We start from the raw sequence: 21,723 nt of genomic DNA, 5'->3' as shown, positions 1-21,723 counted from the left end.
ATATAATGAAATTTAGTGAATCTTGGTTACGTGAGTGGGTAAACCCTGCTATATCTTCAGATGAATTAGCACATCAAATTACCATGGCTGGTCTTGAAGTTGACGCCGTAGAACCTGTTGCAGGTGAATTTACCGGTGTATTGATTGGTGAAGTAGTTGAATGTGGTCCTCATCCTGATGCGGATAAATTACAAGTAACAAAAATTAATTTAGGACCTGATTACAATGACGGCGAGCTTGCCGATATTGTTTGTGGTGCTAAAAATTGTCGTTTAGGTTTAAAAGTTGCTGTCGCAACTGTTGGCGCTGTTTTACCCGGCGACTTTAAAATTAAGAAAGCGAAACTTCGTGGCGTTCCATCGCATGGCATGTTGTGTAGTGAGTCAGAAATAGGTTTATCTGAAAGTGCTGACGGCATCATGGAATTAGCAAGTGACGCGCCAATCGGTATGTGTGTGCGTGAATATCTTGATCTTAACGATGTAACTATCGACGTTGACTTAACGGCGAACCGTGGCGATTGTCTTGGCTTAAAAGGTCTTGCACGTGAAGTTGGTGTATTAAATAACTTAAGTGTAACTGAGCCTGAAATTACAGCGGTTACACCAACGATTGACGATACCGTTGCCATTACCTTATCAGCTGAGAAAGCCTGTCCGCGTTATTTAGGTCGCGTGATTAAAAACATTAATATCAATGCCCAAACGCCTTTATGGATGGTAGAAAAGCTACGCCGTTGTGGTACGCGCTCAATTGACCCTGTGGTTGACGTGACTAACTACGTATTGCTTGAGCAAGGACATCCAATGCATGCCTTTGACTTATCAGCAATAGCAGGCGGCATTAACGTACGTTTCGCTAATGAAGCTGAAAAGCTGACCTTGCTCGATGGTAATGAAGTGACATTATCAACACAAACCTTAGTGATTGCGGATAATGAAAAAGCATTGGCTATGGCCGGTATATTTGGCGGTTTGGCCTCAGGTGTTACTAACGAATCAAAAGATATTTTCTTAGAAAGTGCTTTCTTTGCTCCTTTAGCTATTTTAGGCAAAGCCCGTCAATATGGTTTACATACAGACGCATCGCACCGTTATGAGCGTGGTATTGACCCACAATTGCAACGTGATGCTATGGAACGCGCAACACAATTACTGCTTGAAATTGTTGGCGGTGAAGCCGGCCCAATCGTTGAAGCTGTATCGATAGAAAATATTCCGGCTGAGCGAACCGTTACCTTACGTCGTGCAAAACTCGATGGCCGTATTGGACATCATATTAAAGATACAACCGTTGCTGAAATATTAACGCGCTTAGGCTTTAATGTTACTGAAACTGGCGCAGACCAAGCAAAAGTTTGGACTGTTGTTGTGCCAGCGTACCGTTTTGATATCAGCATTGAAGTTGACTTAATTGAAGAAGTTGCTCGAATTTTTGGTTACAACAATATTCCTAATGTTTCGCCAAAAGCAACATTAGCCATGCGTGAGCAAAAAGAAGCACAGTTACCGTTAAGCAAATTACGTAATGTGTTAGTTAATCGCGGTTATCAAGAAGCTATAACTTACAGTTTTGTTGATCCAAAAGTACAAGCGCAATTGCATCCTGGTCAAGCAACTATGACCTTACCGCATCCAATTTCGTCTGAAATGTCAGAAATGCGCGTGAGTTTATGGACCGGTTTATTACAATCTGTTGCTTATAATCAAAATCGACAACAAAACCGCGTACGCCTATTTGAAAGCGGTTTGCGTTTTATTCCTGATGAAAGTGTCGAAAATGGTGTTCGCCAAGATAATATGATCGCCGGTGTTTTAAGTGGTCAACGTAGTGAAGAACATTGGGACATCGAAAAAGCAGCAAGCGATTTTTATGACATTAAATCTGATGTTGAGGCACTACTTGGTTTAACAAATAACGTAAGTGATTTTGTGTTTTCTAAGGCTGAAATTGACGCGTTACACCCGGGTCAAACCGCTGCAATTCACAAAAATGGTGTGCTAGTTGGACACGTTGGAGCCTTACATCCTGAATTAGAACGTAAATTGGGCCTTAATGGTCGCACATTAGTTTTTGAGCTTTTATTGGCTGAAGTTTGTACACAAAATATCCCGCAAGCACGCGACATATCTCGCTTTCCGGCGAATAGACGTGACATCGCTGTAGTGATTGATGAGCAAGTTAGTGCAAATAAAGTACTACAACTTATTGAAAAGGTTGGCGGAAATTATTTAGTTGATCTAAACTTGTTCGATGTATACCGAGGTAATGGTATAGAAAGTGGTTTTAAAAGCTTAGCAATAGCAATGACATTGCAAGATAATAATAAAACCTTAGAAGAAAAGGATATCACTGACGTAGTTAACCGAGTGGTTGATACATTGAAAACTGAACTAAATGCATCCTTGAGGGATTAAATAATGGCGCTAACAAAAGCAGAAGTAGCAGAACATTTATTTGAAAAAGTTGGGCTAAGTAAGCGCGACGCTAAAGATATGGTTGAAGTGTTTTTCGAAGAAGTTCGTGAAACCTTAGAAGCAGGCGAGCAAGTTAAATTGTCTGGTTTTGGTAACTTTGACCTTCGTGTTAAAAGCGAACGTCCAGGACGTAATCCTAAAACGGGTGAAGATATTCCAATTTCAGCACGTAAAGTGGTGACATTCCGTCCAGGTCAAAAACTTAAAAGTCGCGTTGAAGACGGTAACGGCGAATAAGTTAGCAAGCCAACATTGCCCAATATTGCATTGTTAAGATATAAAAAAAGGTTGCTTCGGCAACCTTTTTTATGACTAAAATTTAAGGTTTACTCTCAGGACTCTCTGCACTCTCTGCACTCTCAGGTCTTTCAGTATCTTCAGCACTCGTAGTAATTTCAATAACTTTATCTTTCTTAACTTTTTTTGCTTTAAAAGGGCGCTTAACAGCAAAAACCGTTAACTCTTTTAACAGCAGTGCACCAATCGCAAGTGTGCCACCCGTGGCAATAGCGTTTAATTCAAGGGGTATCGCCATGGCAAAATGCTCAGCGGTGCCAGTAGCAATTTGTTTATCTAAATGCCAAATTAATTGATAAACACTCTCTAGGTAATCAGATTGGTTTATCTGTGCTAAATGATTTGCTAAGTAATCAACACGAAATGACAAACGTTCAATAAGCTCACCTGTATTGATAATAGACGATTCAGTATTGTCTTTATAGCGGGTGATCATGGCGGTAAGGCTGCCTTCGAAGTGTTGTTGTGCGATTACCTCAAATTGCCCTAATTGCGATGTAGCTTCCGCTAGATGGCCGGCTAAGCGCTGCTGATATTGCTGCATAAATTCAGGCAGCTGCACGCCTAATATAAAAGTAACCGTGAAAAAACAACGATCAATAACATTGTTAATTAACGCAAACATAATTGCTAGTTACCTTGTGAATAGAGTAGCATCACGTTAGCACAACTACTGGAAAAGTTCATTGCCAATAATGTCAACTTCAGTAATTAGGCGATCTATTATGTGCTAATTAAAACGGTAAATATAAGCTGTTTATTTAAAAGACTTTAGAACAATATGTTCCTGCCTTGTCGAGTAAATAGTCTTTATGTAACAGTATTGAGTTAATCAATCATGCAGTCGTAGGATTATTTACACGTAAAGTTTTTATAAGCTAATCACTTAGTCAATATCTCTTGTATAAACTGTTATAACTCACGAGTATAATTTAAAAAGATAACTTAAAAGATAACTTAATAAATAACTTAACTTATAGCTTTAAAGATAATTTTTCAGAACTCGTAAAGTATCGATGTTAATATACTTATCAATATAACAATCACAATTTAAGCGGAAATAACCAGCTATTATGCGCAGATCTTCCCACCAGAGTGAACATGAAGTAACGACCTTTAATTGGCGTGTTGTTAAACTTTTGCTGCCCTACTTATTCGAATTTAAAACACGGATATTTTTTGCATTAGCGTGTTTAGTCCTGACTAAAATTGCGAGTGTTTATTTGCCCTTTATTCTGAAAGACATTGTTGATGTATTAGATACACAACAAGAGAACCGGGTTTATTTAGTACCATTTGCACTCGTTGGCGCTTATGGTTTAGTTCGGCTCACCATTGTTATATTTGCTGAAATTCGCGATACCTTATTTGGCCGAGTTACAGAACGGGCGATTCGCAGAATTGGCTTAAAAGTTTTTCAGCACCTACATAAATTGGATTTAGACTTTCATTTAAATCGCCAAACAGGTGGTTTATCACGTGACATCGATCGCGGCACCTCTGGCATTAATTTTTTGATGCGCTTTATGATCTTTAATATCATCCCAACCTTAATAGAAATTATTATGGTGGTCGGGATTTTATTTTTTAATTATGGCATTTGGTTTGCGATAATTACGCTTTCATCAATTGTGCTATATGTCGGATATTCTGTTTATGCTACTGATTGGCGCACACGTTTTATACGCGAGGCGAACAAGGCTGACTCTTCAAGTAATACCCGAGCTATCGACAGTTTACTTAATTATGAAACAGTAAAGTACTTTACTAACGAAGAGTTTGAGTCAAAAGCTTACGATAGCCAATTGGCGACTTGGGAGCAGGCGAAAATGAAGAATCGATTATCTTTATTTGCTTTAAATGGCGGCCAGGCGCTTATTATATCGTGTTCAATGACGGCAATGTTAGCCTTAGCAGCATATCAAGTTACCTATGAAAAAATGACCTTAGGCGACTTTGTACTGATTAACGCTTTTATGATGCAGCTTTTTATTCCGTTGAACTTTTTAGGATTTGTTTACCGTGAAATCAAAGGTTCGCTGGCTAATATCGAACATATGTTTGACTTGATGCTAAAGAAACCAAAAGTAGAAGACAGTGAAGACGCCACTACTTTGACCTTAACTGAAGCTGAAATTAAATTTGAAAGTGTATCGTTCGCGTATGACGTAAAAAGGCCGATCATCCAAAACATCTCATTTACCATTAAACCTGGGCAAAAAGTGGCGGTAGTTGGTGAAAGCGGCTCAGGAAAGTCGACCTTAGTTAAGTTGTTATTTAGGTTTTATGATTGTGACAGTGGCCGAATAACCGTTGATGGGCAAAATATACGTGAAGTGACACAGCACTCGTTACGAAAAAACATAGGTATTGTGCCGCAAGACACTGTGTTGTTTAACGATACCCTTTTTGCCAACGTTAATTATGGCGCACCTGAAGCTAATGTGGAAATGGTTAACAACGCGTTTAAACTTGCGCATTTATCAGATTTTATTACCAGGTTACCTGAAGGCGTAGAAACAATTGTTGGAGAGCGTGGCTTAAAGCTCTCAGGTGGTGAAAAACAACGTGTCGCTATTGCTCGTACTATTTTGAAAAATCCGCGTATTTTGGTGTTTGATGAAGCAACTTCCTCACTCGACAGCCAATCAGAGCAAGCAATTTTAAGCGCAATTAAAGAAGTTGCTCAGCATAGAACCAGTTTAGTGATTGCGCATCGCTTATCGACCATTGTAGACGCGGATAATATTATTGTTATGCAACAAGGTGAGATTATTGAGCAGGGCACACATCAGGGCTTATTAGCTGAAAAAGGCCATTATTATAAAATGTGGCAACTGCAACAAAGTGATAACAGTTAATAGCATTGGGCATAAATATCCGCAGTGAATTAGAACAATATTGAGTAAATGGTTATGACTACAAAACATGAAATTGAACAAACCAAGCAATGGCTAGAACAAATTATTATTGGGCTAAACTTTTGTCCGTTCGCAAAAAAAGAGTTTGTTAACCAAACTATTTATTATCATGCCAGTGATAAAACACAATTAAAGTCAGCTTTAGTTGAATTTTTAGCACAATGTCATTACTTACAAGACCAGCCTGAAGTCGAAACCAGTTTGCTCATTTATGAACAAGGCTTTAGAGATTTTAATCGTTTTTTAGACTTGGTCGATGAAGCTAACGAAATTATCGTGCAATATGGCTTTGAAGGTATCTTTCAAGTCGCAACTTTTCATCCTGAATATTGCTTTGCTGACGCTGATTATGATGATGCCAGTAATTTTACCAACCGCTCGCCATATCCTACGTTACATTTAATTCGTGAACAAAGCATGGAGAGAGTGCTAAGCGTATATAAAAATCCTGAAACTATTCCCGAAAATAATATCGCTTTGGCCGAAAAGAAAGGCGCTAACTATTTTCAAACCTTATTGAAGCAGATTAAAAACAGCCCTTAGTTCCTCATAATGTTAATAACTTCTCTCTGCTTATTCACACACCGCTTTGAATTACGATATACTGGCGGCAATTCAGATTAAATAAGCGTTGTTAATACGCTTACTCATTAGGTATATTTTTGTGGAAAAACTTCCTGTTGTAAAAGTTGGTGGTAGTGTTGAAGAAGCGGTGAAAGGCGAATACTCGCTTGATGTGGCTGCTATATTGAAAGAAGCATGGCAAATTACGTTAAAGTCGCGCATGGCGATTAATTTGGGGCTATTAACTTGTTTAATCATTGGCATGCTAGTTTCAATGATCGTAAGCAGCCAACTAGGGGGAATTGAAGTCGCCATTCAAGACCAACAATCGGCTACGTTACTCAATATTATTGTTACCTTGGTCGTTTATCCATTTATTGTGGGTGTTGAAATGATGGGGGTTTTTCACTCTGTTGGTTTAAAAACTCGCCCTAAATTGATTTTTGCCTTTTTAAAACGTGGTAGCTGGGTTGCGGTTAGTGCGTTACTGACTTCGACTTTAGTGACAATAGGTTTAACGTTATTTTATTTACCTGGAATATTTTTAGCTGTCGCTTTGTCATTAGTGTTGCCTTTAGTGGTAGAAAAGAAAATGTCACCGATAAAAGCAATTTCTGTGAGTATTCAAGCTACGCGTTTTCAATGGTTTAAAATTTTCTCTATTTATCTGATATTGGCGTTGGCGGTATTAATATCAGCCTTGCCTGTAGCTGCTGCAGGGGCTTCTGAACTTGGTTTTATTGCTATCGCATTTTTTCTTTTTTGTTTAGCTTATTTAGCACCACTATTTTATAACGTTAAAGGAATTTTATACCGTGAAATATTTGGTTTACAGATGCAAACATCTGCAGATCAAAGCAGCACAATAAGTGACACTTTTTCTGCCTAATGGTTAATACTTTGCAGAATATGCACAGTAGATCATACTTAATAAAATTGCATAAGGAGTTATTAGTTTGATAAAAATTAATCAGCAAAGCTTTTTAGGATTGATATGTATAACCTTGCTAGGATTAGGCTTAATTGCCCCTTTTACTTTTTTAAAGGTAGAACAAGAGACACAACCAGTCGAAAAAGTAGTGGTGAAAAAAACGCCTAAAAAGGTCATTAAAATTGTTGAAAAACCACTACATGATGTTAATTTACCTGACTTTGCAAAAATTCGAGACGTAAAAGAGAAAAAACGTCGCTTTTTTTCTTTTATAAAGCCAGCGGTATATGCAGAAAATAAAAAAATATTGGCGTCGCGTGCACAAGTTGAACGTTTAATTGAACAGTTAACCTTAGAGCAACCGTTTAGCGCAGAAGATGACGCGATAGTGGCTAGCTTAATCACAAAATATAAAGTCAGTAAAAAGTTCTCTCTTTTAAAACAATTATATGAGTTACAACTTAAAATTGATGTAATTCCACCTGCACTGGTTTTAGTACAAGCAGCGAATGAATCTGCTTGGGGCACTTCTCGTTTCGCTAGAATTGGTTTGAATTTTTTTGGAGTTTGGTGCTATAGCGAAGGGTGTGGCATGGTACCTGGTAGTCGTAATACTGGCGCAAAACACGAAGTAGCGGCTTATAGTTCTGTAAGGCAAGGCGTTGGACGGTATTTACACAACATTAATACTCATAGCGCATATAAGGTTTTTAGACTTATTCGCGGTCAGTTACGAGAGCAAGAGCAGCCATTAGCGCCAGAAATTCTTGCGACCGGTTTAACCGCTTACTCTGAACGCGGTGCTGACTATGTGTTAGAACTTACCGAGATGATCCGACATAATCGGCAGTATTTCGCTATAAATACCAAGTAGTTTTGATTATGTAGTTTTGATTAAGTAGTTTTGATTTTTAGACACAAGAGATATTGTCCAGTATCTCGTACTTGACTAAACAACGGTAGTTATAGGCTCAAACTATAAACTACCGTTTTCTAACGTCTTATAAATGTACTTTTACCATAGCACTAACGGTATTTTCGTTATCTAAGCCATTAATACCAAATTTGTTATGCCAATATGAATATTCAATACCGACTTCAAAAAACTTAGGCTTACCAAAATATTTGCCAACATCTAAACGAACTTGTGGATTAAAGTGGAAGTCAGCACTATGATCGTCAGCCGCAGATGACCAATCTATATAACCATCAATAATAATGTCATGGTTGCCCAGCGCAATAGGATAGCCCCATGCAAGGGTCAGTTGATAGTCATTATCTGTATCGTCATTATCAGCCAAGTAAACATTGCTGCTTAGGTAGCTAAAGCCTTTAACATCCCATGATGCACCAACACCTAATAAGTAATTATTAAAGCCAAAACCAAAGTTATTGCTATTACCAGTGTCATGCTCGTAAATGCCTGCAATGTATAGATCAGAAATAGCACCAAAGGCTAATTTCTCTCCCGTTAAATAACTTAAGCTAAGTCGTGCTGATAATTCGCCGTAGGTTTCTTCATAATGACCGTTGTTCTGGTCTTGACTTGCGGTGATGCGATCTACGAAAAAGAATACGTCTCCCCAGTTATGCCCTGAGGCATGTTCAAACGTTATAACATTAATATTGTCATTTTCTAAAAGCTGAAATTCGTTAACATTCTTTAAATAGCTAATGGAGTTGTCACTCCAAAGTGTTTCAGCACTGGCAGCGTTTGCTATGGCTAAGCTTGTAAAAATAATAGATTTACAGATTGTTGAGGTGATAGACATTGGTTATTTTCCGATGAGTTAATATGATAGTAAAGATAGTTAAATGCACACTTTTACCGTTAAATACAAGGTAGATTTGATTCGATTTTTGATTCGATTTTTGATTGAATATTGATAACTAAAAATGCGGCAACAACATAAGTTTCGCAGGTTACTTTGAAATTATGTTGTGGCACTGAAACTATGTCTCATGTGTTTTGCACGGTTTTTATAAATAACCGTAAGTAAACAGCGTTAACTTATGTTATTTCTTTAACTTGTAAAAAATCAGCACTATTAAGCTTAAGGGGATTAACTTCCGGTGCCGCTTGGCTAAAGGTTTCTTGATCAAAAGCGGTATCGCCACCAGCAATAACCCCTGAACTTGAGTTGATGTTTTTAAAGTCAAAGAGTTCGCTGTCACATAAATGTGAAGGCACTACATTTTTAATCGCTGTAAACATAGACTCAATACGCCCAGGATGATTTTTATCCCAATCTTGTAACATAGCCTTAATGTTTTGACGTTGTAAGTTAGGCTGCGAACCACATAAGTTACAAGGAATAATAGGAAACTGTTTTAGCGCAGCATACTGAATGAGTTCTTGTTCTTTACAAAATGCTAGTGGGCGAATAACCACGTGTTCGCCGTTGTCAGACACAAGCTTTGCTGGCATTGATTTAAGCTTGCCACCATAAAACATATTAAGCATTAATGTCTCAACCATATCGTCACGATGATGGCCTAAGGCAACTTTAGTGGCACCTAACGCTTTAGCGGCTTTGTACAGCAATGCACGACGTAAACGCGAGCATAAGCTACAAGTGGTTTTCCCTTCAGGAATTTTCTCTTTAACGATCGCATAAGTGTCTTCTTCAACGATTTGGTATGCGACACCAATTGATTCAAGATAATTCGGTAATATATGCTCTGGAAAACCGGGTTGCTTTTGATCAAGGTTAACGGCAATTAAGTCAAAGTGAATAGGAGCAGACTCTTTTAAACGCATTAATATTTCAAGCATGGCATAACTGTCTTTGCCGCCTGAGACACACACCATAATTTTATCGCCGTCTTCAATCATATTGTATTGGGCAATTGCTTGGCCAACATGACGTCGTAAGCGTTTTTCAAGCTTTTCTAACTGTGTGTTTTGGCTTGGAGTTAAGGCCGATTTTAAAACTGCGCTCATAATATATTCCTAGTAAATATGCGCGCGTAGTATAGCCGAAGTAACTTAATGAACAAAGTTGAACTTTGAGAATTTATTTAACTCATTAATAGATACTTGAAAAATAGTTTTGAAGGATTTATTGCACAAATTAGATAGCTAACTTGAATGACGATATTGCAACTATGGCGGACATCATGATGGTGTTAACTTAATTTTGGTATATCAGAAAGTTACATGTATGATGTTTTAATACACTCTCAATAGTAAGGGGATGTGCTAATTGAAGTTTAAATAAAAATAATGACTCCCTTCGTGCAAATTAATAACCTATATTAAATATTGGATATACATGATTAAAGCTGGCTCTCGTAAAATAATTGTTTTGTCTATATCAGCAACGTTGTTCATCATGGCAATTGTTTACTATTCGTTCTACACTGGGCGAAATATAGTAGAGCGTTTCACACCTTTAGTCGACGCAGTTAAAGAAGTTAAGCTTGAAGCGACCATTGCACATTTGTGGTTTGAAGAAGCGATTAGTGGCGATCGAACGCTTAATATCGAAGACATATGGGCTCACCTTGACTTGGCTGAATGGTATGCTCAGGCAATGCTTGATGGTGGCACCAACGAAGAAGGCACTATTCTTGCCTTAAACGACCCCCGTTTACGGCACAAAATTGATACAACGATTGTCGGCATTCATCATTTTCGCCAAATTGCAGAAAAGCGATGGGCATCGCAAACCACCTCAGGTATAGGATCAAACCTAGATCAACAATTCGATCTGTCATTTTTAGAGTTTAGTCATTCTGCTGATGATGTTGAAACCGCCTTAAAAAAAATAATATCTGAAGACTTAGACGCGTTTAAATTTACCCAACGACTATTGCTTATCCTTATATTTATATTGGGGACTACCATTGGCGGCGCGCTAATAAGTAACAATATTAGGCGAAGAAGAAATATAAACGCCCTAAAACTGAGCCAAGAAGATGTTCGTCTATCTCAAAATCAACTTTTAAATATAATTAATGGCGCGAAGTTGGGTTATTGGGATTGGTTTTATAAAACAGGTGTTCATAAGGTTAATGATGAGTGGTTGGCAATATTAGGTCTTACACAAGATGATATTACCAATACCATTAGTGACTGGGACGAGCTTATTCACCCTGACGACAAAGAGATAACACAACATACGGTGCATACTCATATTCAGTCTGGAAGCAATTATGTTGCAGAATTTAGAATGAAGCATGCTGATGGCAGGTGGATATGGATTCAGGGTTCAGGTTCTGTTGTAGAGTACGACAAAGATACACATGAGCCAATCCGGCTTTGTGGGACACACCAAGATATTACTGAGCGTAAACAATCGGTAGAAAAATTAGAGCGTATCGCGCATTTCGATGTACTGACTAACTTACCAAATCGTGTATTACTAGCCGACAGATTATCTCAAGCTATGTTGCATTGCAGTCGTCATAAGAAATCACTGGCTGTGGTATTTCTTGATCTCGATGGTTTTAAATCGGTGAATGATGCCTATGGGCACAATGTGGGCGATAAATTACTTATTTCGTTATCCAGTAGTATGAAAGAAGCATTACGTGAAGGTGACAGCTTAGCTCGTATTGGTGGGGATGAATTCGTGGCGGTATTAACAGACTTAACCACAGAAAATGATTGTCTGCCGATTTTAGATCGATTGCTATCGGCTGCATCAGAGCCTGTGACTATCGGTGATAAGGTATTAAATGTATCGGCGAGTGTAGGCTTTACCATTTACCCGCAAGATAATGTAGATACCGACCAACTCATACGTCATGCTGACCAAGCCATGTATGTGGCAAAAGAGTCGGGTAAAAATCGTTATCACATGTTTGATACGGCGCAAGATGATGCTGTAAAAGTGCAACTGGAAAGCTTAGAAGCTATTCGTGGTGCGCTAGATAATCAACAATTTTTGCTTCATTATCAGCCTAAGGTGAATATGAGGACAGGGACGGTGACAGGGGTTGAGGCGTTAATTCGTTGGCAGCATCCTGAACGAGGGCTATTAAATCCAATAGAGTTCTTACCCGCGATTGAAAATAGCCCGATGAATATCGAGATGGGTGAATGGGTGATCGAAACGGCATTGAAACAAATTGGAGAATGGCAGGCAATGGGACTTAGTTTCCCTGATTGTACCAGCGTAAATATTTCAGCAGTACAATTACAACAGCCTGACTTTACCGACCGTTTAACAGCGCTGCTAGCGGCACATCCAGATGTTGAACCACGCTATTTAGAGCTAGAGGTTTTAGAAACAAGTGCTTTAGATGATGTAAACAACGTCTCAAAAATTATGAATAAGTGCATTGCGCTAGGGGTGAAATTTGCGTTAGATGATTTTGGCACTGGCTACTCCTCACTTACTTATCTTAGGCGTTTACCCGCCAGCTTAATTAAAATAGATCAGAGTTTTGTAAGAGACATGTTACATGATGCGGATGATCTAGCTATCGTTGAAGGCGTGATAGCGCTAGCTAAATCATTCAAACGTAATGTGATTGCTGAAGGTGTAGAAACGATTGAACATGGTAGTACTTTATTGCAACTGGGCTGTGAATTGGCACAAGGTTATGGCATTGCCAGACCTATGCCTGCTAGTGATATTCCTGGGTGGATCAGAGAATGGAAACCTGATGTGAAATGGTAGAAGAATAAAGGGCGACTTTTTGGATGACAACCATTTAAAGCGCTTACTTGCTAATTTAGATCTAATGCTCTTTCAAATCTAAATTTGCGGGACTAGAGCTGAAGCAATGTATCCTAAGGTTTTAGCTGGGCGATAGGGCACGCGAACCACATTCATTGTCCATTATTAAAGATCATAGAATAGGTATTTCAATAATATCGCTTAGAGGTAAGTGAATACGTCTCAAGCGTTCGCTTTGGTAAATAATGAAAGTTAAGTGATTATAAGTTGAACAGGAAAAGCTTACTCTGAAGTAATGGTTATTGTACTTGAACTATTTATGCCAAATATTAGAAACAGATATAAAGCGTCACCAAAATATTAAATTACCTCATTCGGTGACGCATTACTTGTTATCAACTATTTTGGCTTATAAGCTATAAAAAATCTATAGGGTTAAACATACGAAATGTTGCTTGATACTCTATTTGTAGAATGTAAAAGAATACGATTATCTCTATAATAGCAATTGTTAATAACAAGCATAAACTTCTACTTCGTTGTATTAAATATAAAAAATTTTAACTAACTAACTAAACTTACGGGTTTCTGCACCCCATGCAAAAACCAATGCATAAAGTACGTGGCCGACAAGAGCGACCCAAGTGGTTTCTGTGAAACCAATAAACGGCGGCAGCCCGATGATAAGATGTGCGACAACGTAAAGCGCGAACACCCAAAGCACTACACCGTAAACAAAAGCAGTAATTGTCCAGTGTAGCGATGGCATAATTGCCTTCCACATTGGTCGTACAACAAGTAGCCAGCCTAACGGGTAAAGTATCAATCCTGTAATGTAGTGAACTAATTCGGGTACACCTGTCGGCGCTGAACCGAATAGGACTTCAATCATCGTTGTAGGCAGTTTAATTGTGGAGAGCGCGGTAAAACCTAGAATGGGAGACAGTGAAGGCCCCCAAAAATCAAAGATAATCGTGGCGAGCGCTCCCGCAAACAGTATCATCAAAATAGTCGAAAACTTGCTCGTCGAGCATCGCTCAGCCGAAGCGTCTTGATTAGTCATAGTGCTTTTCCTTATAGAGGGTAAACCGATAATGAGATAAATAGCTTGTCTAAATAAGCGTTTAAAGGCTCGTAGGCCCGCCTAAAAAGACAATAATTGAGGGGTAAAGAGGACTCTTTTCGAAGATCAGAACGAGCAACAATAAGGAGATTTTCACCGTGGGGCTATTATACTGCGCTTTACAGCTTATAAAAACTTTTTTTATTGCAATATCACGGCTATACCAAGTTGATTAATTGATTTTAAAAGTGATCTTTTTTAGCGACGGAAAAATCCTACTAAGGTACTTTAGTGAGTGAACAACCGACACACCCTCCCTTTATAGTCCGACTTAAAGGCCATAGAATAGTGACTTTAGTCATTCCGGATAAGAGGTATAGTAAGCCTTAGCACACATTCGCTTTGGTAACTTATTGATAGTGAAAATTGTTGTTGAACAGACTAATTTGTGGTTATGGTGATTGAATTAGAGGGCAAGTTTTAGAGGGCAAATTTTAGAGGGGAAATTTTAGAGGGGAAATTTTAGAGCTCAAACTGTAGATGACGAAATAAAGCGTCACCAAAATGTATAACTTTCTCATTAGGTGACGCGCAGCGCACTATTTCTGAAATCTACATATCTTTATACAATATGCCCTTATTTAATATGCTCTTATTCAATATGCCTTATTCTACATCGAGGGGGGAAACGTAACCATCTGGCTTTAATGCCAATACATCACAATTGAGCCTATCGATAACATGCTCTGCGGTATTGCCAATTAATGCTGCTGATAACCCCGTGCGACCAATCGTGCCAAGAATAACTAATTCGGCATCTAATTCGGCCGCTATGCTTTGAATAATATCTTCAGGTAAGCCTTCTTGGATATGAGTGCATTCCTCAGTTATATTAAAGGCAGTTGCATGCTCTAGCATTGCCTTCTTATGATGCTTTAACATGGCGAGGTTATAATCACTGGCATTAAACTCTGGAATTTCTATCGCGATATTTACCGGTGTACCTGGGAATGAATTAACGAGGTGCAAATTTGCTTTCATGACCTTGGCGAGTTGTTTAGCTTCAGCGGTAATTTTATCGTTAAGCGCTTTATGCTCTTCTTCTTCGCTGCCAATATTTAACGCGGCTATAATGTTGCCATTTTCAGGCCATAAATGCTCTTTCACGAGTAAAACAGGGCAAGGACATTTTCTCAAAATATGCCAATCAGTAGGGGTAAATATCACTGATTTAAATTTGTCGTGTTGGTGTGTCCCTTTTATAACAATGTCGTAACCGTTATCGATAACTTTGGCAATAATTTGCTCAAAAGGACGGTTATGCCAGATAACCTGACAATCAATTGTAATACCGGTTACATCAAGTTCAGCAAGTAAAGACTCCAACCATTGTGTGCGATCATTGATAACAGATTTGCACATAGCTTCACGTTCATCACCTGACAGCATAGTAGTCATTTCATAAGAAAAATCATATATGGTCAAAAATGCTGTAATGCTAGCACCTGTTTTACGTGCTAATTCTATTGCACGATTTAGCGCTTTTTGATCTTCTGTTGTTGGGTCAACAATAGCGAGTATTTTTTGATACTTTTCCATAGCTAATTCCTTTGTCAATTGCCTGCTGGTATTACCAAACTGAGAAATAAATAATATGTTTGATACTATAACAATAGCTTATTTTAAAAAAATAATAGTTGTTTTAAATCAAATTATTATTGTTTTTATTTAATTATTTCACGCTTAGCATAGCCTGAAATAGCCGAATAAGGAAGCCTAGATAAGTAGATGGAAAGTAAATAAAAAGTAGACGAAAAAATGTGGGAAAACGCTGGTTTAAAGCCCAGCACAGAGGTTTAATTTTTCGCTATTTAGAATGGTAATTAATTTACCATTAACGGTTATTAAGCCATTTTTATGGAAGCGATTTAGTAATCGGCTTATGGTTTCAACCGTTAAGCCAATATAATTGCCAATGTCACTGCGTGTCATTGATAAGCGAAACTCAGAAGCGGATAAACCACGGGCATGATATCGAATACTTAAGGTACTAATAAAGGTTGCTAAGCGCTGCTCTGCATTTTTACGGTTAAGTAATGTTAGCATTTCATGATCTTCACGAATTTCAGTGCTCATCATACGCAAAATCTGTTTTTTTAACTTTGGCATACTGTTAGATAAATTATCGAGCGTATTATAGGGGATCTCACAAATCATTGAGGTTTCTAATGCCTTTGCAAAGCTTGGGTGTTTAGCATTGGCTATAGCATCAAAGCCAAGTAAATCACCCGCTAAATGAAAGCCAGTAATTTGTTCTTCGCCTAGTTTATTAATGGTGTAGGTTTTGAAGGTGCCAGATCTAATAGCGTAAAGCGCTTTCATTGGCTGACCATCGTTAAATATTTGCTCACCTTTTTGGATCGGAAGCTTACGATCAATAATATTATCTAAGGTTTCTAGCTCATGATCATTAAGAGAAAAGGGTAAGCACAACTCACTGATACTACAGTTTTGGCAGTGAATATGTTGCTGGTCTACACACGATTTATTATTCATAAAAGCCTATAAATATTTCCATGAAGATCACCATAGTAGATACGTTAAAGATATGCAATCAGTATAGTATAAATGCCATATATAACGACTAACATAGCCGCTATTTTTCTAAATAGAGCATGACTTAATAGCGACTTAACGCTGAAAGTCCCTAATGATACTGAAAGTAGAGCGGGCAAAGTGCCAAGGCCAAAGAAAAACATGATCAAGGCACCATTAAGTACGTCGGCACTTGCTAATGACCAAGTTAAAGTAGAATAAACTAAACCACAAGGTAACCAACCCCAAAGCGCGCCTAACGCGAATGCACTTTTTATGTTTTTAATCGGTATAAATTTTTTGGTGTGTGGTGATATATGACGCCATACATTTTTGCCTAAATGCTCGACTCGGCTCAACCACATTAACCACTGACCAAGGTATAAACCCAACAAGATAAGAAAAACGCCCGCGATAGTTTTTAATATCGCAACGGGAAAACCTATATTTTTTGCGGCCATTGAACTGGTGAATGCGACTAAGGCGCCTATCAAACTATAAGAGGCTATGCGACCAAAGTTATAGGCAAATATAATGGCATATTTTTTATGACGAGCGGTATCCGATATCGCGGTGGTTAACATGGTGCTAATACCGCCACACATTACCACACAATGGCCAGAGCCAAGTAATCCGATAACAAAAGCTGAAAAAAAATCAAGATTCATGGCGTTATTTATCGACCTGATTATCGTTCTGATTATCTACTTGATTCTTAGCTTTATTTGTTTCATTTGTTTGATTGTCTTTGAACTCAGTCTCTTTCACCTGAGTAACGTTAAGTGAAGCACTGGTACTTTTATTGTGACTGACTTTGTCATGTTCATCATCAAATAAAATGCTCATACCTTGTTTTTCTAAGTCATCAAATTGTTCGGTTTTTACCGCCCAAAAAAAGAGATAAATACCGATAGTGGTCAGTAATACTGCAATGGGAATTAATACGTAAATTATGCTCATTTTTTTAAAAGCCTTAATGAATTACTTACTACTAAAATTGAACTGGCCGACATACCAATTACGGCCATATAGGGTGCAATATGACCCGTAACCGCTAACGGTAATACAATGGCATTATAACCAAAAGCCCAAAGATAGTTTTGCTTTATAATGCGCGCCGTTCGCACCGAAACCTGTCGTAATGTTTGCACGCCTTTAAGCTTGTTGTTCAGTAATATCACATCGGCACCGTTTTTAGCAATATCGGTACCACTACCCATGGCAATCGATAAATGCGCTGCGCCGAGCACAGGACTATCGTTTACACCATCTCCTATCATAGCGACCGTGTGTGTGGCTTGTTGCTGTTTTATGGCATTTACCTTGTCTTGAGCTGATAAGTTAGCTTGTACACTGTTAATTTGCAGTGTTGATTGCAATTTATTGCAGCCTTGCAGGTTATCGCCCGATAACATGGTGGTTTCAATGTCTTGTTGATGAAGAAACGCTATTAAGGGTTTAGCGTCATCACGTAAACCATCATTTAAATAAAATTCAGCGACTAATGTTTCACCTTGCATTAATACACACTGCGCGCTGTAAGCTGAATTGTTATTATCGCTAAGTAGCCACGAACTTTTGCCAATGCGATAGTGTTGGCCGTTAACTTCACCAGAAATACCAGCGCCGGGAGCAACGACAACCTGTGTGGTTGTTTGGTTAAAATCACGAAAAGGGCTAAACGCTTTTGCCAACGGGTGTGCAGAATGTGCCTCTAATGCTGCTGCAATAGCGAGTACTTGTTCTTGACCTTCTGAGGTAATATCATCTGAAAAATCACCATAAGTTTTTACTTTGACAAGGGCAAATTCACCGGTGGTTAAGGTGCCGGTTTTATCAAATGCTACGGCATCGACTTCAGGCATAGTTTCCAGTACGTGTGCTGACTTAATCATAATACCTTCACGATTAAGGCGTGTAGTTGCACAGGTGAGTGCAGTAGGTGTTGCTAACGACAAAGCACAGGGGCAAGTAACCACCAAAACAGACAGGGTGATCCAAAATGCCTCTGACGGTGCATGTTGTATCCAATATATTGACGTAATAATAGAAACAATTAAAATTAGCGCAACAAAGTATTGGGCAATTTTATCTGACAACTTCGCTAACTTAGGTTTATGGCTTTGCGCATTTTCACTTAGGCGAATCAATTGGCTTAAAAATGACTCTTGATTGTTGTGTTTAACTTTTGCTGTTAAATTACCATCACCATTTATGGTGCCGGCAAATATGTTGTCTAACGTTGTTTTCATTAAGGGCAGTTGTTCACCCGACAGCATAGCTTCATTTATTTGACTCGTGCCGGTGATTATTTCACTGTCAGCTGGAATGGTTTCGCCTGGCTTTATTAAAATAATATCGTCAGCTTTTAAATTATTGGCTGAAATAAAGCGCTCAACACCTTGTTCTATTTTAGTCGCTGTCATCGGTATAAGTTTTAATAAATTTGCTGAAACATCCGCGGCACGACTACGGGCTCTAAATTCCAGGAATTTACCGATAAGAATGAGGAAAGTAAACATGGAAACAGATTCGAAATACACTTCACCTTGTTGGGTGAATGTTGCCCAGCAACTCGCTAAAAATGCCAAAATAATCGCAATAGATACCGGTACATCCATCGAAAGTTGGCGGGCTTTTAGGGCATAAAATGCGCCTTTATAAAAAGGATAAGCGCCATAGGTAACAATAGGTAAGGTTAAGAAAAAGCTCGCCCAGCGTAAATAAATAACATTGTGTTCTGCCATATCTGAGAAAGCGCCAAAGTACAAACCAAAGGCGATCATCATAACTTGCATCATTAAAATACCAGAAATGCCAAGGCGTTTAATAAAGCTTTTTGCTTGTTTTTTATTAACTTTTTCGGCGCTACTGGCCTTAAATGGCAGACCGTGATAGCCAATTTTATCGATTAAACTCAGTATTTCACTCAGTCTTACTTGGCTTTCTTGCCACTGCACGGTCGCTCTTTGTGTTGTCGCATTCACCGTGATCTTATTAACACCATCGAGTTTGCTAACTTGCATCTCTATTAGCCATGCACATGCTGAGCAGCTTATACCGTCAATGGTTAAAATTGTTTCTTTGAAGCCATCATGATAATAGGTAAACTCATTTTGTAAGCTTTCATCATCAAGTATTTTATTACGCTGGAGTTGCTCTGGTATTAACACTTCACCTTTTTGTGCTGGCGCACTGCGAAAACGGTAATAGTCAGTTAAGCCATTGTCGACGATAGTCTGTGCGACGGCTTGGCAACCTATGCAGCACATAGGTTGACTCATACTTTCAATATTTGTTATTAAATTAATACCATTGGGGACTGGCTCGCCACAATGAAAACAAGCTTTGCTCATTTATCTTTGCTCATTTAGCTTTACTGATTTAACTATGCTCATTAATACAGGCTAATTAATTTGCTGTAGATGGATTCGGTTTCATGATAACAAATTCAGACTGAGGCAAGGTCATCTCCGTTTGAATCTTCCAGTCATTTTCAAAAGAACTAATGGTCACACGCCATTTGCCTGAAACATTTTGGTCCGCTTCAAAGTAATGAGTAAAGTTGCCATTACCATCAGCCGTTAACGCTAAATAAAAGTCTCGCTGCGCTAATGTAGGGTGATAAAAGTTAACATTCAATATTGGAAACTCTTTTTCGATACCTGTTGGTCGAATGACAAGCTGATCATCAACAAGCTTCAAACCAAAACTCATGCCGAGTTTTTGTGCTTGTTTAATTTTGCCTAATTCCAAGTTAATAGCTTTACCTTTTTTATAGTAATCGCCAACAACAAGAGGGTCAGGATCAGTATTGGCAATAATAAACGTGGCAATACCGGCAACGACCGCCGTAAAAGGTAATATAAACACAAGCCAAGCCCAAGGCTCTTGATACCAAGATGTTTTCATGAAAATTTCTACTTTGCTGAGATAGCAGGCATTATACGACTTTTCTGAGGTAGGAACTATTAAAAAACGGTAATATTACAAACTTTAACCAAACCATCAGTTAAAAAAAAGCCCTGGTATATTGATATACCAAGGCCTTGTTTTTAATGTGTATTTTTAACTTTATTCTTGCGACAAGCTATATACATAAGCACTGATCACGTGAATTTTTTGTTCACCTAGGATTTTATCCCACGCTGGCATAACACCGGCACGACCATTAGCGATTGAAGATTCTACAGCACGCTGAGAACCACCATATAGCCAAATGTTATCGGTTAAGTTTGGTGCGCCTAAAGCAATGCCCATAGCATCACTACCTTTGCCTTCACTACCATGACAAGCTGCACACATGGCAAATTTAACTTTACCTGCTTCTGCTGCTTTAGGGGCAACTTCACGACCACTTAAGCTCAGCACGAATGCCGCGACTTCTTTAACGCCTTGCTCGCCGCCTAAAGCTGCGCTCCAAGCCATCATGCCATTAGCTTTACGACCATGCATAAGCGTGGCTTTAATCGCTTCAGGTGAACCACCATATAACCAGTCTTGGTCAGCTAAATTAGGAAAGCCAGTTGCACCACGTGCATCAGAGCCGTGACATTGCGAACAGTTTTGTAAAAATAACCGTTGACCTACTTTACGAGCCGCCGTTGCTTCTTCATCGTTAGCTGTGGCTAAATCGATAATTTCACGTTTTGCATACGCTTCAAAAATTGGTCCGTATTTAGCATCTGCAGCAGCAACTTCACGATCATATTGTACTAACTTGCCGGTTTCTTTTGCCAAAGCCGCTTTTTCTTTAGACTCGGCTAAATTTAAAATACCTTGGTTAGAACTTTCCCAGCCAGAAAAACCTTTCCAACCACCTAAGCCATAAACCGCAATATAGAAAAAGCCCCAAAGAATGGTCAATAAAAAGAAATTACTCCACCATTTCGGTAGTGGGTTATTTAACTCTTCAATACCATCAAAAACGTGGCCCGTAGCTTCACCTTCAGGTACGCCTGCAAAGTTCTTCAAACACATACGTAACAATAGGTAGCAACCTATCAATGTGCCAAGGGATAGAACTGATACCCATATAGTCCAGAAACTAGACATTATTAGTCTCCTGTTTGTTATTTTTGTCAGAGTGCTTTATTTCGGTTTCAGTTTTTTCTTCAAAAATTGAATTTGCCGCTTCATCAAACGCAGACTTGCGTTTTTTTGAATATGACCAAACCACAATAACAATAAATAATGCCAATATTAATAGGGCAATAAGCCCTCTAAGCGTGCCGTAATCCATCAT

The 21,723-nt window shown here is 38.6% G+C and carries 19 protein-coding genes; 7 read left to right on the top strand and 12 right to left on the bottom strand.

Annotated features, from left to right (window positions below; genetic code table 11):
* Window positions 1-5: 5 nt before the first annotated feature.
* Window positions 6-2,417, top strand: a complete 2,412-nt coding sequence (pheT, locus tag A3Q33_RS01370) for a phenylalanine--tRNA ligase subunit beta (protein WP_081178182.1) — start codon at window positions 6-8, stop codon at window positions 2,415-2,417.
* A 3-nt stretch (window positions 2,418-2,420) separates the two neighbouring features.
* On the top strand, window positions 2,421-2,714 hold the full coding sequence (locus A3Q33_RS01365) for an integration host factor subunit alpha (RefSeq protein ID WP_081178180.1): 294 nt from the start codon (window positions 2,421-2,423) through the stop codon (window positions 2,712-2,714).
* An 82-nt stretch (window positions 2,715-2,796) separates the two neighbouring features.
* Here the strand turns inward: A3Q33_RS01365 and A3Q33_RS01360 are convergent, their stop codons facing one another.
* Entirely contained in the window at window positions 2,797-3,399 is a 603-nt protein-coding gene (locus A3Q33_RS01360) for a DUF2937 family protein (protein ID WP_081178178.1), read from the bottom strand.
* Window positions 3,400-3,847: 448 nt separating this feature from the next.
* Between A3Q33_RS01360 and A3Q33_RS01355 the strand changes: the two genes are divergently transcribed.
* The 4 genes from A3Q33_RS01355 (at window position 3,848) to A3Q33_RS01340 (ending at window position 8,064) form a co-directional block, all read left to right on the top strand.
* A complete protein-coding gene (locus A3Q33_RS01355; RefSeq protein ID WP_081178176.1) occupies window positions 3,848-5,635 on the top strand; it encodes an ABCB family ABC transporter ATP-binding protein/permease in 1,788 nt (595 codons plus the stop codon).
* Between the two features lie 54 nt (window positions 5,636-5,689).
* On the top strand, window positions 5,690-6,238 hold the full coding sequence (locus tag A3Q33_RS01350; RefSeq protein WP_081182164.1) for a DUF1415 domain-containing protein: 549 nt from the start codon (window positions 5,690-5,692) through the stop codon (window positions 6,236-6,238).
* 121 nt (window positions 6,239-6,359) lie between these two features.
* Window positions 6,360-7,148 carry a hypothetical protein gene (locus tag A3Q33_RS01345; protein ID WP_081178174.1) on the top strand — a complete coding sequence of 263 codons (789 nt, stop codon included), beginning with the start codon at window positions 6,360-6,362 and terminating at the stop codon, window positions 7,146-7,148.
* 67 nt (window positions 7,149-7,215) lie between these two features.
* Entirely contained in the window at window positions 7,216-8,064 is an 849-nt protein-coding gene (locus A3Q33_RS01340; RefSeq protein ID WP_231295757.1) for a glucosaminidase domain-containing protein, read from the top strand.
* Window positions 8,065-8,191: 127 nt separating this feature from the next.
* Here A3Q33_RS01340 and A3Q33_RS01335 read toward each other — a convergent pair whose 3' ends face one another.
* Both A3Q33_RS01335 and ttcA read right to left on the bottom strand, forming a co-directional pair.
* On the bottom strand, window positions 8,192-8,962 hold the full coding sequence (locus A3Q33_RS01335; protein ID WP_081178172.1) for an outer membrane protein OmpK: 771 nt from the start codon (window positions 8,960-8,962) through the stop codon (window positions 8,192-8,194).
* A 239-nt stretch (window positions 8,963-9,201) separates the two neighbouring features.
* Window positions 9,202-10,134 carry a tRNA 2-thiocytidine(32) synthetase TtcA gene (gene ttcA / locus A3Q33_RS01330; protein WP_081178170.1) on the bottom strand — a complete coding sequence of 311 codons (933 nt, stop codon included), beginning with the start codon at window positions 10,132-10,134 and terminating at the stop codon, window positions 9,202-9,204.
* A gap of 331 nt (window positions 10,135-10,465) precedes the next feature.
* On the opposite strand from ttcA, the gene A3Q33_RS20705 reads away from it, so the two are divergent.
* Window positions 10,466-12,820 carry a putative bifunctional diguanylate cyclase/phosphodiesterase gene (locus A3Q33_RS20705; protein ID WP_081178168.1) on the top strand — a complete coding sequence of 785 codons (2,355 nt, stop codon included), beginning with the start codon at window positions 10,466-10,468 and terminating at the stop codon, window positions 12,818-12,820.
* 568 nt (window positions 12,821-13,388) lie between these two features.
* On the opposite strand, the gene A3Q33_RS01320 is transcribed toward A3Q33_RS20705, so the two are convergent.
* The 9 genes from A3Q33_RS01320 to A3Q33_RS01280 all read right to left on the bottom strand — a co-directional run bounded on the left by A3Q33_RS01320 (window position 13,389) and on the right by A3Q33_RS01280 (window position 21,723).
* Entirely contained in the window at window positions 13,389-13,883 is a 495-nt protein-coding gene (locus A3Q33_RS01320) for a hypothetical protein (RefSeq protein ID WP_081178167.1), read from the bottom strand.
* Between the two features lie 666 nt (window positions 13,884-14,549).
* On the bottom strand, window positions 14,550-15,482 hold the full coding sequence (gene uspE / locus A3Q33_RS01315) for a universal stress protein UspE (RefSeq protein ID WP_081178166.1): 933 nt from the start codon (window positions 15,480-15,482) through the stop codon (window positions 14,550-14,552).
* A gap of 237 nt (window positions 15,483-15,719) precedes the next feature.
* Window positions 15,720-16,439: a fumarate/nitrate reduction transcriptional regulator Fnr gene (fnr, locus tag A3Q33_RS01310; protein WP_081178165.1), complete on the bottom strand. Its 720-nt coding sequence runs from the start codon at window positions 16,437-16,439 to the stop codon at window positions 15,720-15,722.
* Window positions 16,440-16,483: 44 nt separating this feature from the next.
* The gene (locus A3Q33_RS01305) at window positions 16,484-17,146 is read right to left on the bottom strand and encodes a sulfite exporter TauE/SafE family protein (RefSeq protein ID WP_081178164.1); all 663 of its coding nucleotides are present in this window, start codon (window positions 17,144-17,146) and stop codon (window positions 16,484-16,486) included.
* Between the two features lie 4 nt (window positions 17,147-17,150).
* Window positions 17,151-17,438, bottom strand: a complete 288-nt coding sequence (gene ccoS / locus A3Q33_RS01300) for a cbb3-type cytochrome oxidase assembly protein CcoS (protein ID WP_081178163.1) — start codon at window positions 17,436-17,438, stop codon at window positions 17,151-17,153.
* Window positions 17,435-19,834: a heavy metal translocating P-type ATPase gene (locus A3Q33_RS01295; RefSeq protein ID WP_081178162.1), complete on the bottom strand. Its 2,400-nt coding sequence runs from the start codon at window positions 19,832-19,834 to the stop codon at window positions 17,435-17,437. The genes ccoS and A3Q33_RS01295 overlap by 4 nt, the downstream gene beginning before the upstream one ends.
* Before the next feature lie 55 nt (window positions 19,835-19,889).
* Entirely contained in the window at window positions 19,890-20,390 is a 501-nt protein-coding gene (locus A3Q33_RS01290) for a FixH family protein (protein WP_081178161.1), read from the bottom strand.
* A gap of 162 nt (window positions 20,391-20,552) precedes the next feature.
* Window positions 20,553-21,533, bottom strand: coding sequence for a cytochrome-c oxidase, cbb3-type subunit III (ccoP, locus tag A3Q33_RS01285; protein WP_081178160.1), 981 nt, complete (start codon window positions 21,531-21,533; stop codon window positions 20,553-20,555).
* Complete coding sequence (locus A3Q33_RS01280) at window positions 21,526-21,723, bottom strand: cbb3-type cytochrome oxidase subunit 3 (RefSeq protein ID WP_502687208.1); 198 nt, start codon at window positions 21,721-21,723, stop codon at window positions 21,526-21,528. Before A3Q33_RS01280 ends, ccoP begins: the two co-directional genes overlap by 8 nt.

Origin of the sequence: Colwellia sp. PAMC 21821 (assembly GCF_002077175.1) — a bacterium.
Taxonomy (GTDB): domain Bacteria; phylum Pseudomonadota; class Gammaproteobacteria; order Enterobacterales; family Alteromonadaceae; genus Cognaticolwellia.
This window is presented reverse-complemented; position numbering and strand designations above follow the sequence as displayed.

Bases quoted from the DNA above. Each gene is read 5' to 3' on its own strand.
- pheT (WP_081178182.1), top strand. From the start codon at position 6: ATGAAATTTAGTGAATCTTGGTTACGTGAGTGGGTAAACCCTGCTATA.
- A3Q33_RS01365 (WP_081178180.1), top strand. From the start codon at position 2,421: ATGGCGCTAACAAAAGCAGAAGTAGCAGAACATTTATTTGAAAAAGTT.
- A3Q33_RS01360 (WP_081178178.1), bottom strand. From the start codon at position 3,399: ATGTTTGCGTTAATTAACAATGTTATTGATCGTTGTTTTTTCACGGTT.
- A3Q33_RS01355 (WP_081178176.1), top strand. From the start codon at position 3,848: ATGCGCAGATCTTCCCACCAGAGTGAACATGAAGTAACGACCTTTAAT.
- A3Q33_RS01350 (WP_081182164.1), top strand. From the start codon at position 5,690: ATGACTACAAAACATGAAATTGAACAAACCAAGCAATGGCTAGAACAA.
- A3Q33_RS01335 (WP_081178172.1), bottom strand. From the start codon at position 8,962: ATGTCTATCACCTCAACAATCTGTAAATCTATTATTTTTACAAGCTTA.
- ttcA (WP_081178170.1), bottom strand. From the start codon at position 10,134: ATGAGCGCAGTTTTAAAATCGGCCTTAACTCCAAGCCAAAACACACAG.
- A3Q33_RS20705 (WP_081178168.1), top strand. From the start codon at position 10,466: ATGATTAAAGCTGGCTCTCGTAAAATAATTGTTTTGTCTATATCAGCA.
- A3Q33_RS01320 (WP_081178167.1), bottom strand. From the start codon at position 13,883: ATGACTAATCAAGACGCTTCGGCTGAGCGATGCTCGACGAGCAAGTTT.
- uspE (WP_081178166.1), bottom strand. From the start codon at position 15,482: ATGGAAAAGTATCAAAAAATACTCGCTATTGTTGACCCAACAACAGAA.
- fnr (WP_081178165.1), bottom strand. From the start codon at position 16,439: ATGAATAATAAATCGTGTGTAGACCAGCAACATATTCACTGCCAAAAC.
- A3Q33_RS01305 (WP_081178164.1), bottom strand. From the start codon at position 17,146: ATGAATCTTGATTTTTTTTCAGCTTTTGTTATCGGATTACTTGGCTCT.
- ccoS (WP_081178163.1), bottom strand. From the start codon at position 17,438: ATGAGCATAATTTACGTATTAATTCCCATTGCAGTATTACTGACCACT.
- A3Q33_RS01295 (WP_081178162.1), bottom strand. From the start codon at position 19,834: ATGAGCAAAGCTTGTTTTCATTGTGGCGAGCCAGTCCCCAATGGTATT.
- A3Q33_RS01290 (WP_081178161.1), bottom strand. From the start codon at position 20,390: ATGAAAACATCTTGGTATCAAGAGCCTTGGGCTTGGCTTGTGTTTATA.
- ccoP (WP_081178160.1), bottom strand. From the start codon at position 21,533: ATGTCTAGTTTCTGGACTATATGGGTATCAGTTCTATCCCTTGGCACA.
- A3Q33_RS01280 (WP_502687208.1), bottom strand. From the start codon at position 21,723: ATGATGGATTACGGCACGCTTAGAGGGCTTATTGCCCTATTAATATTG.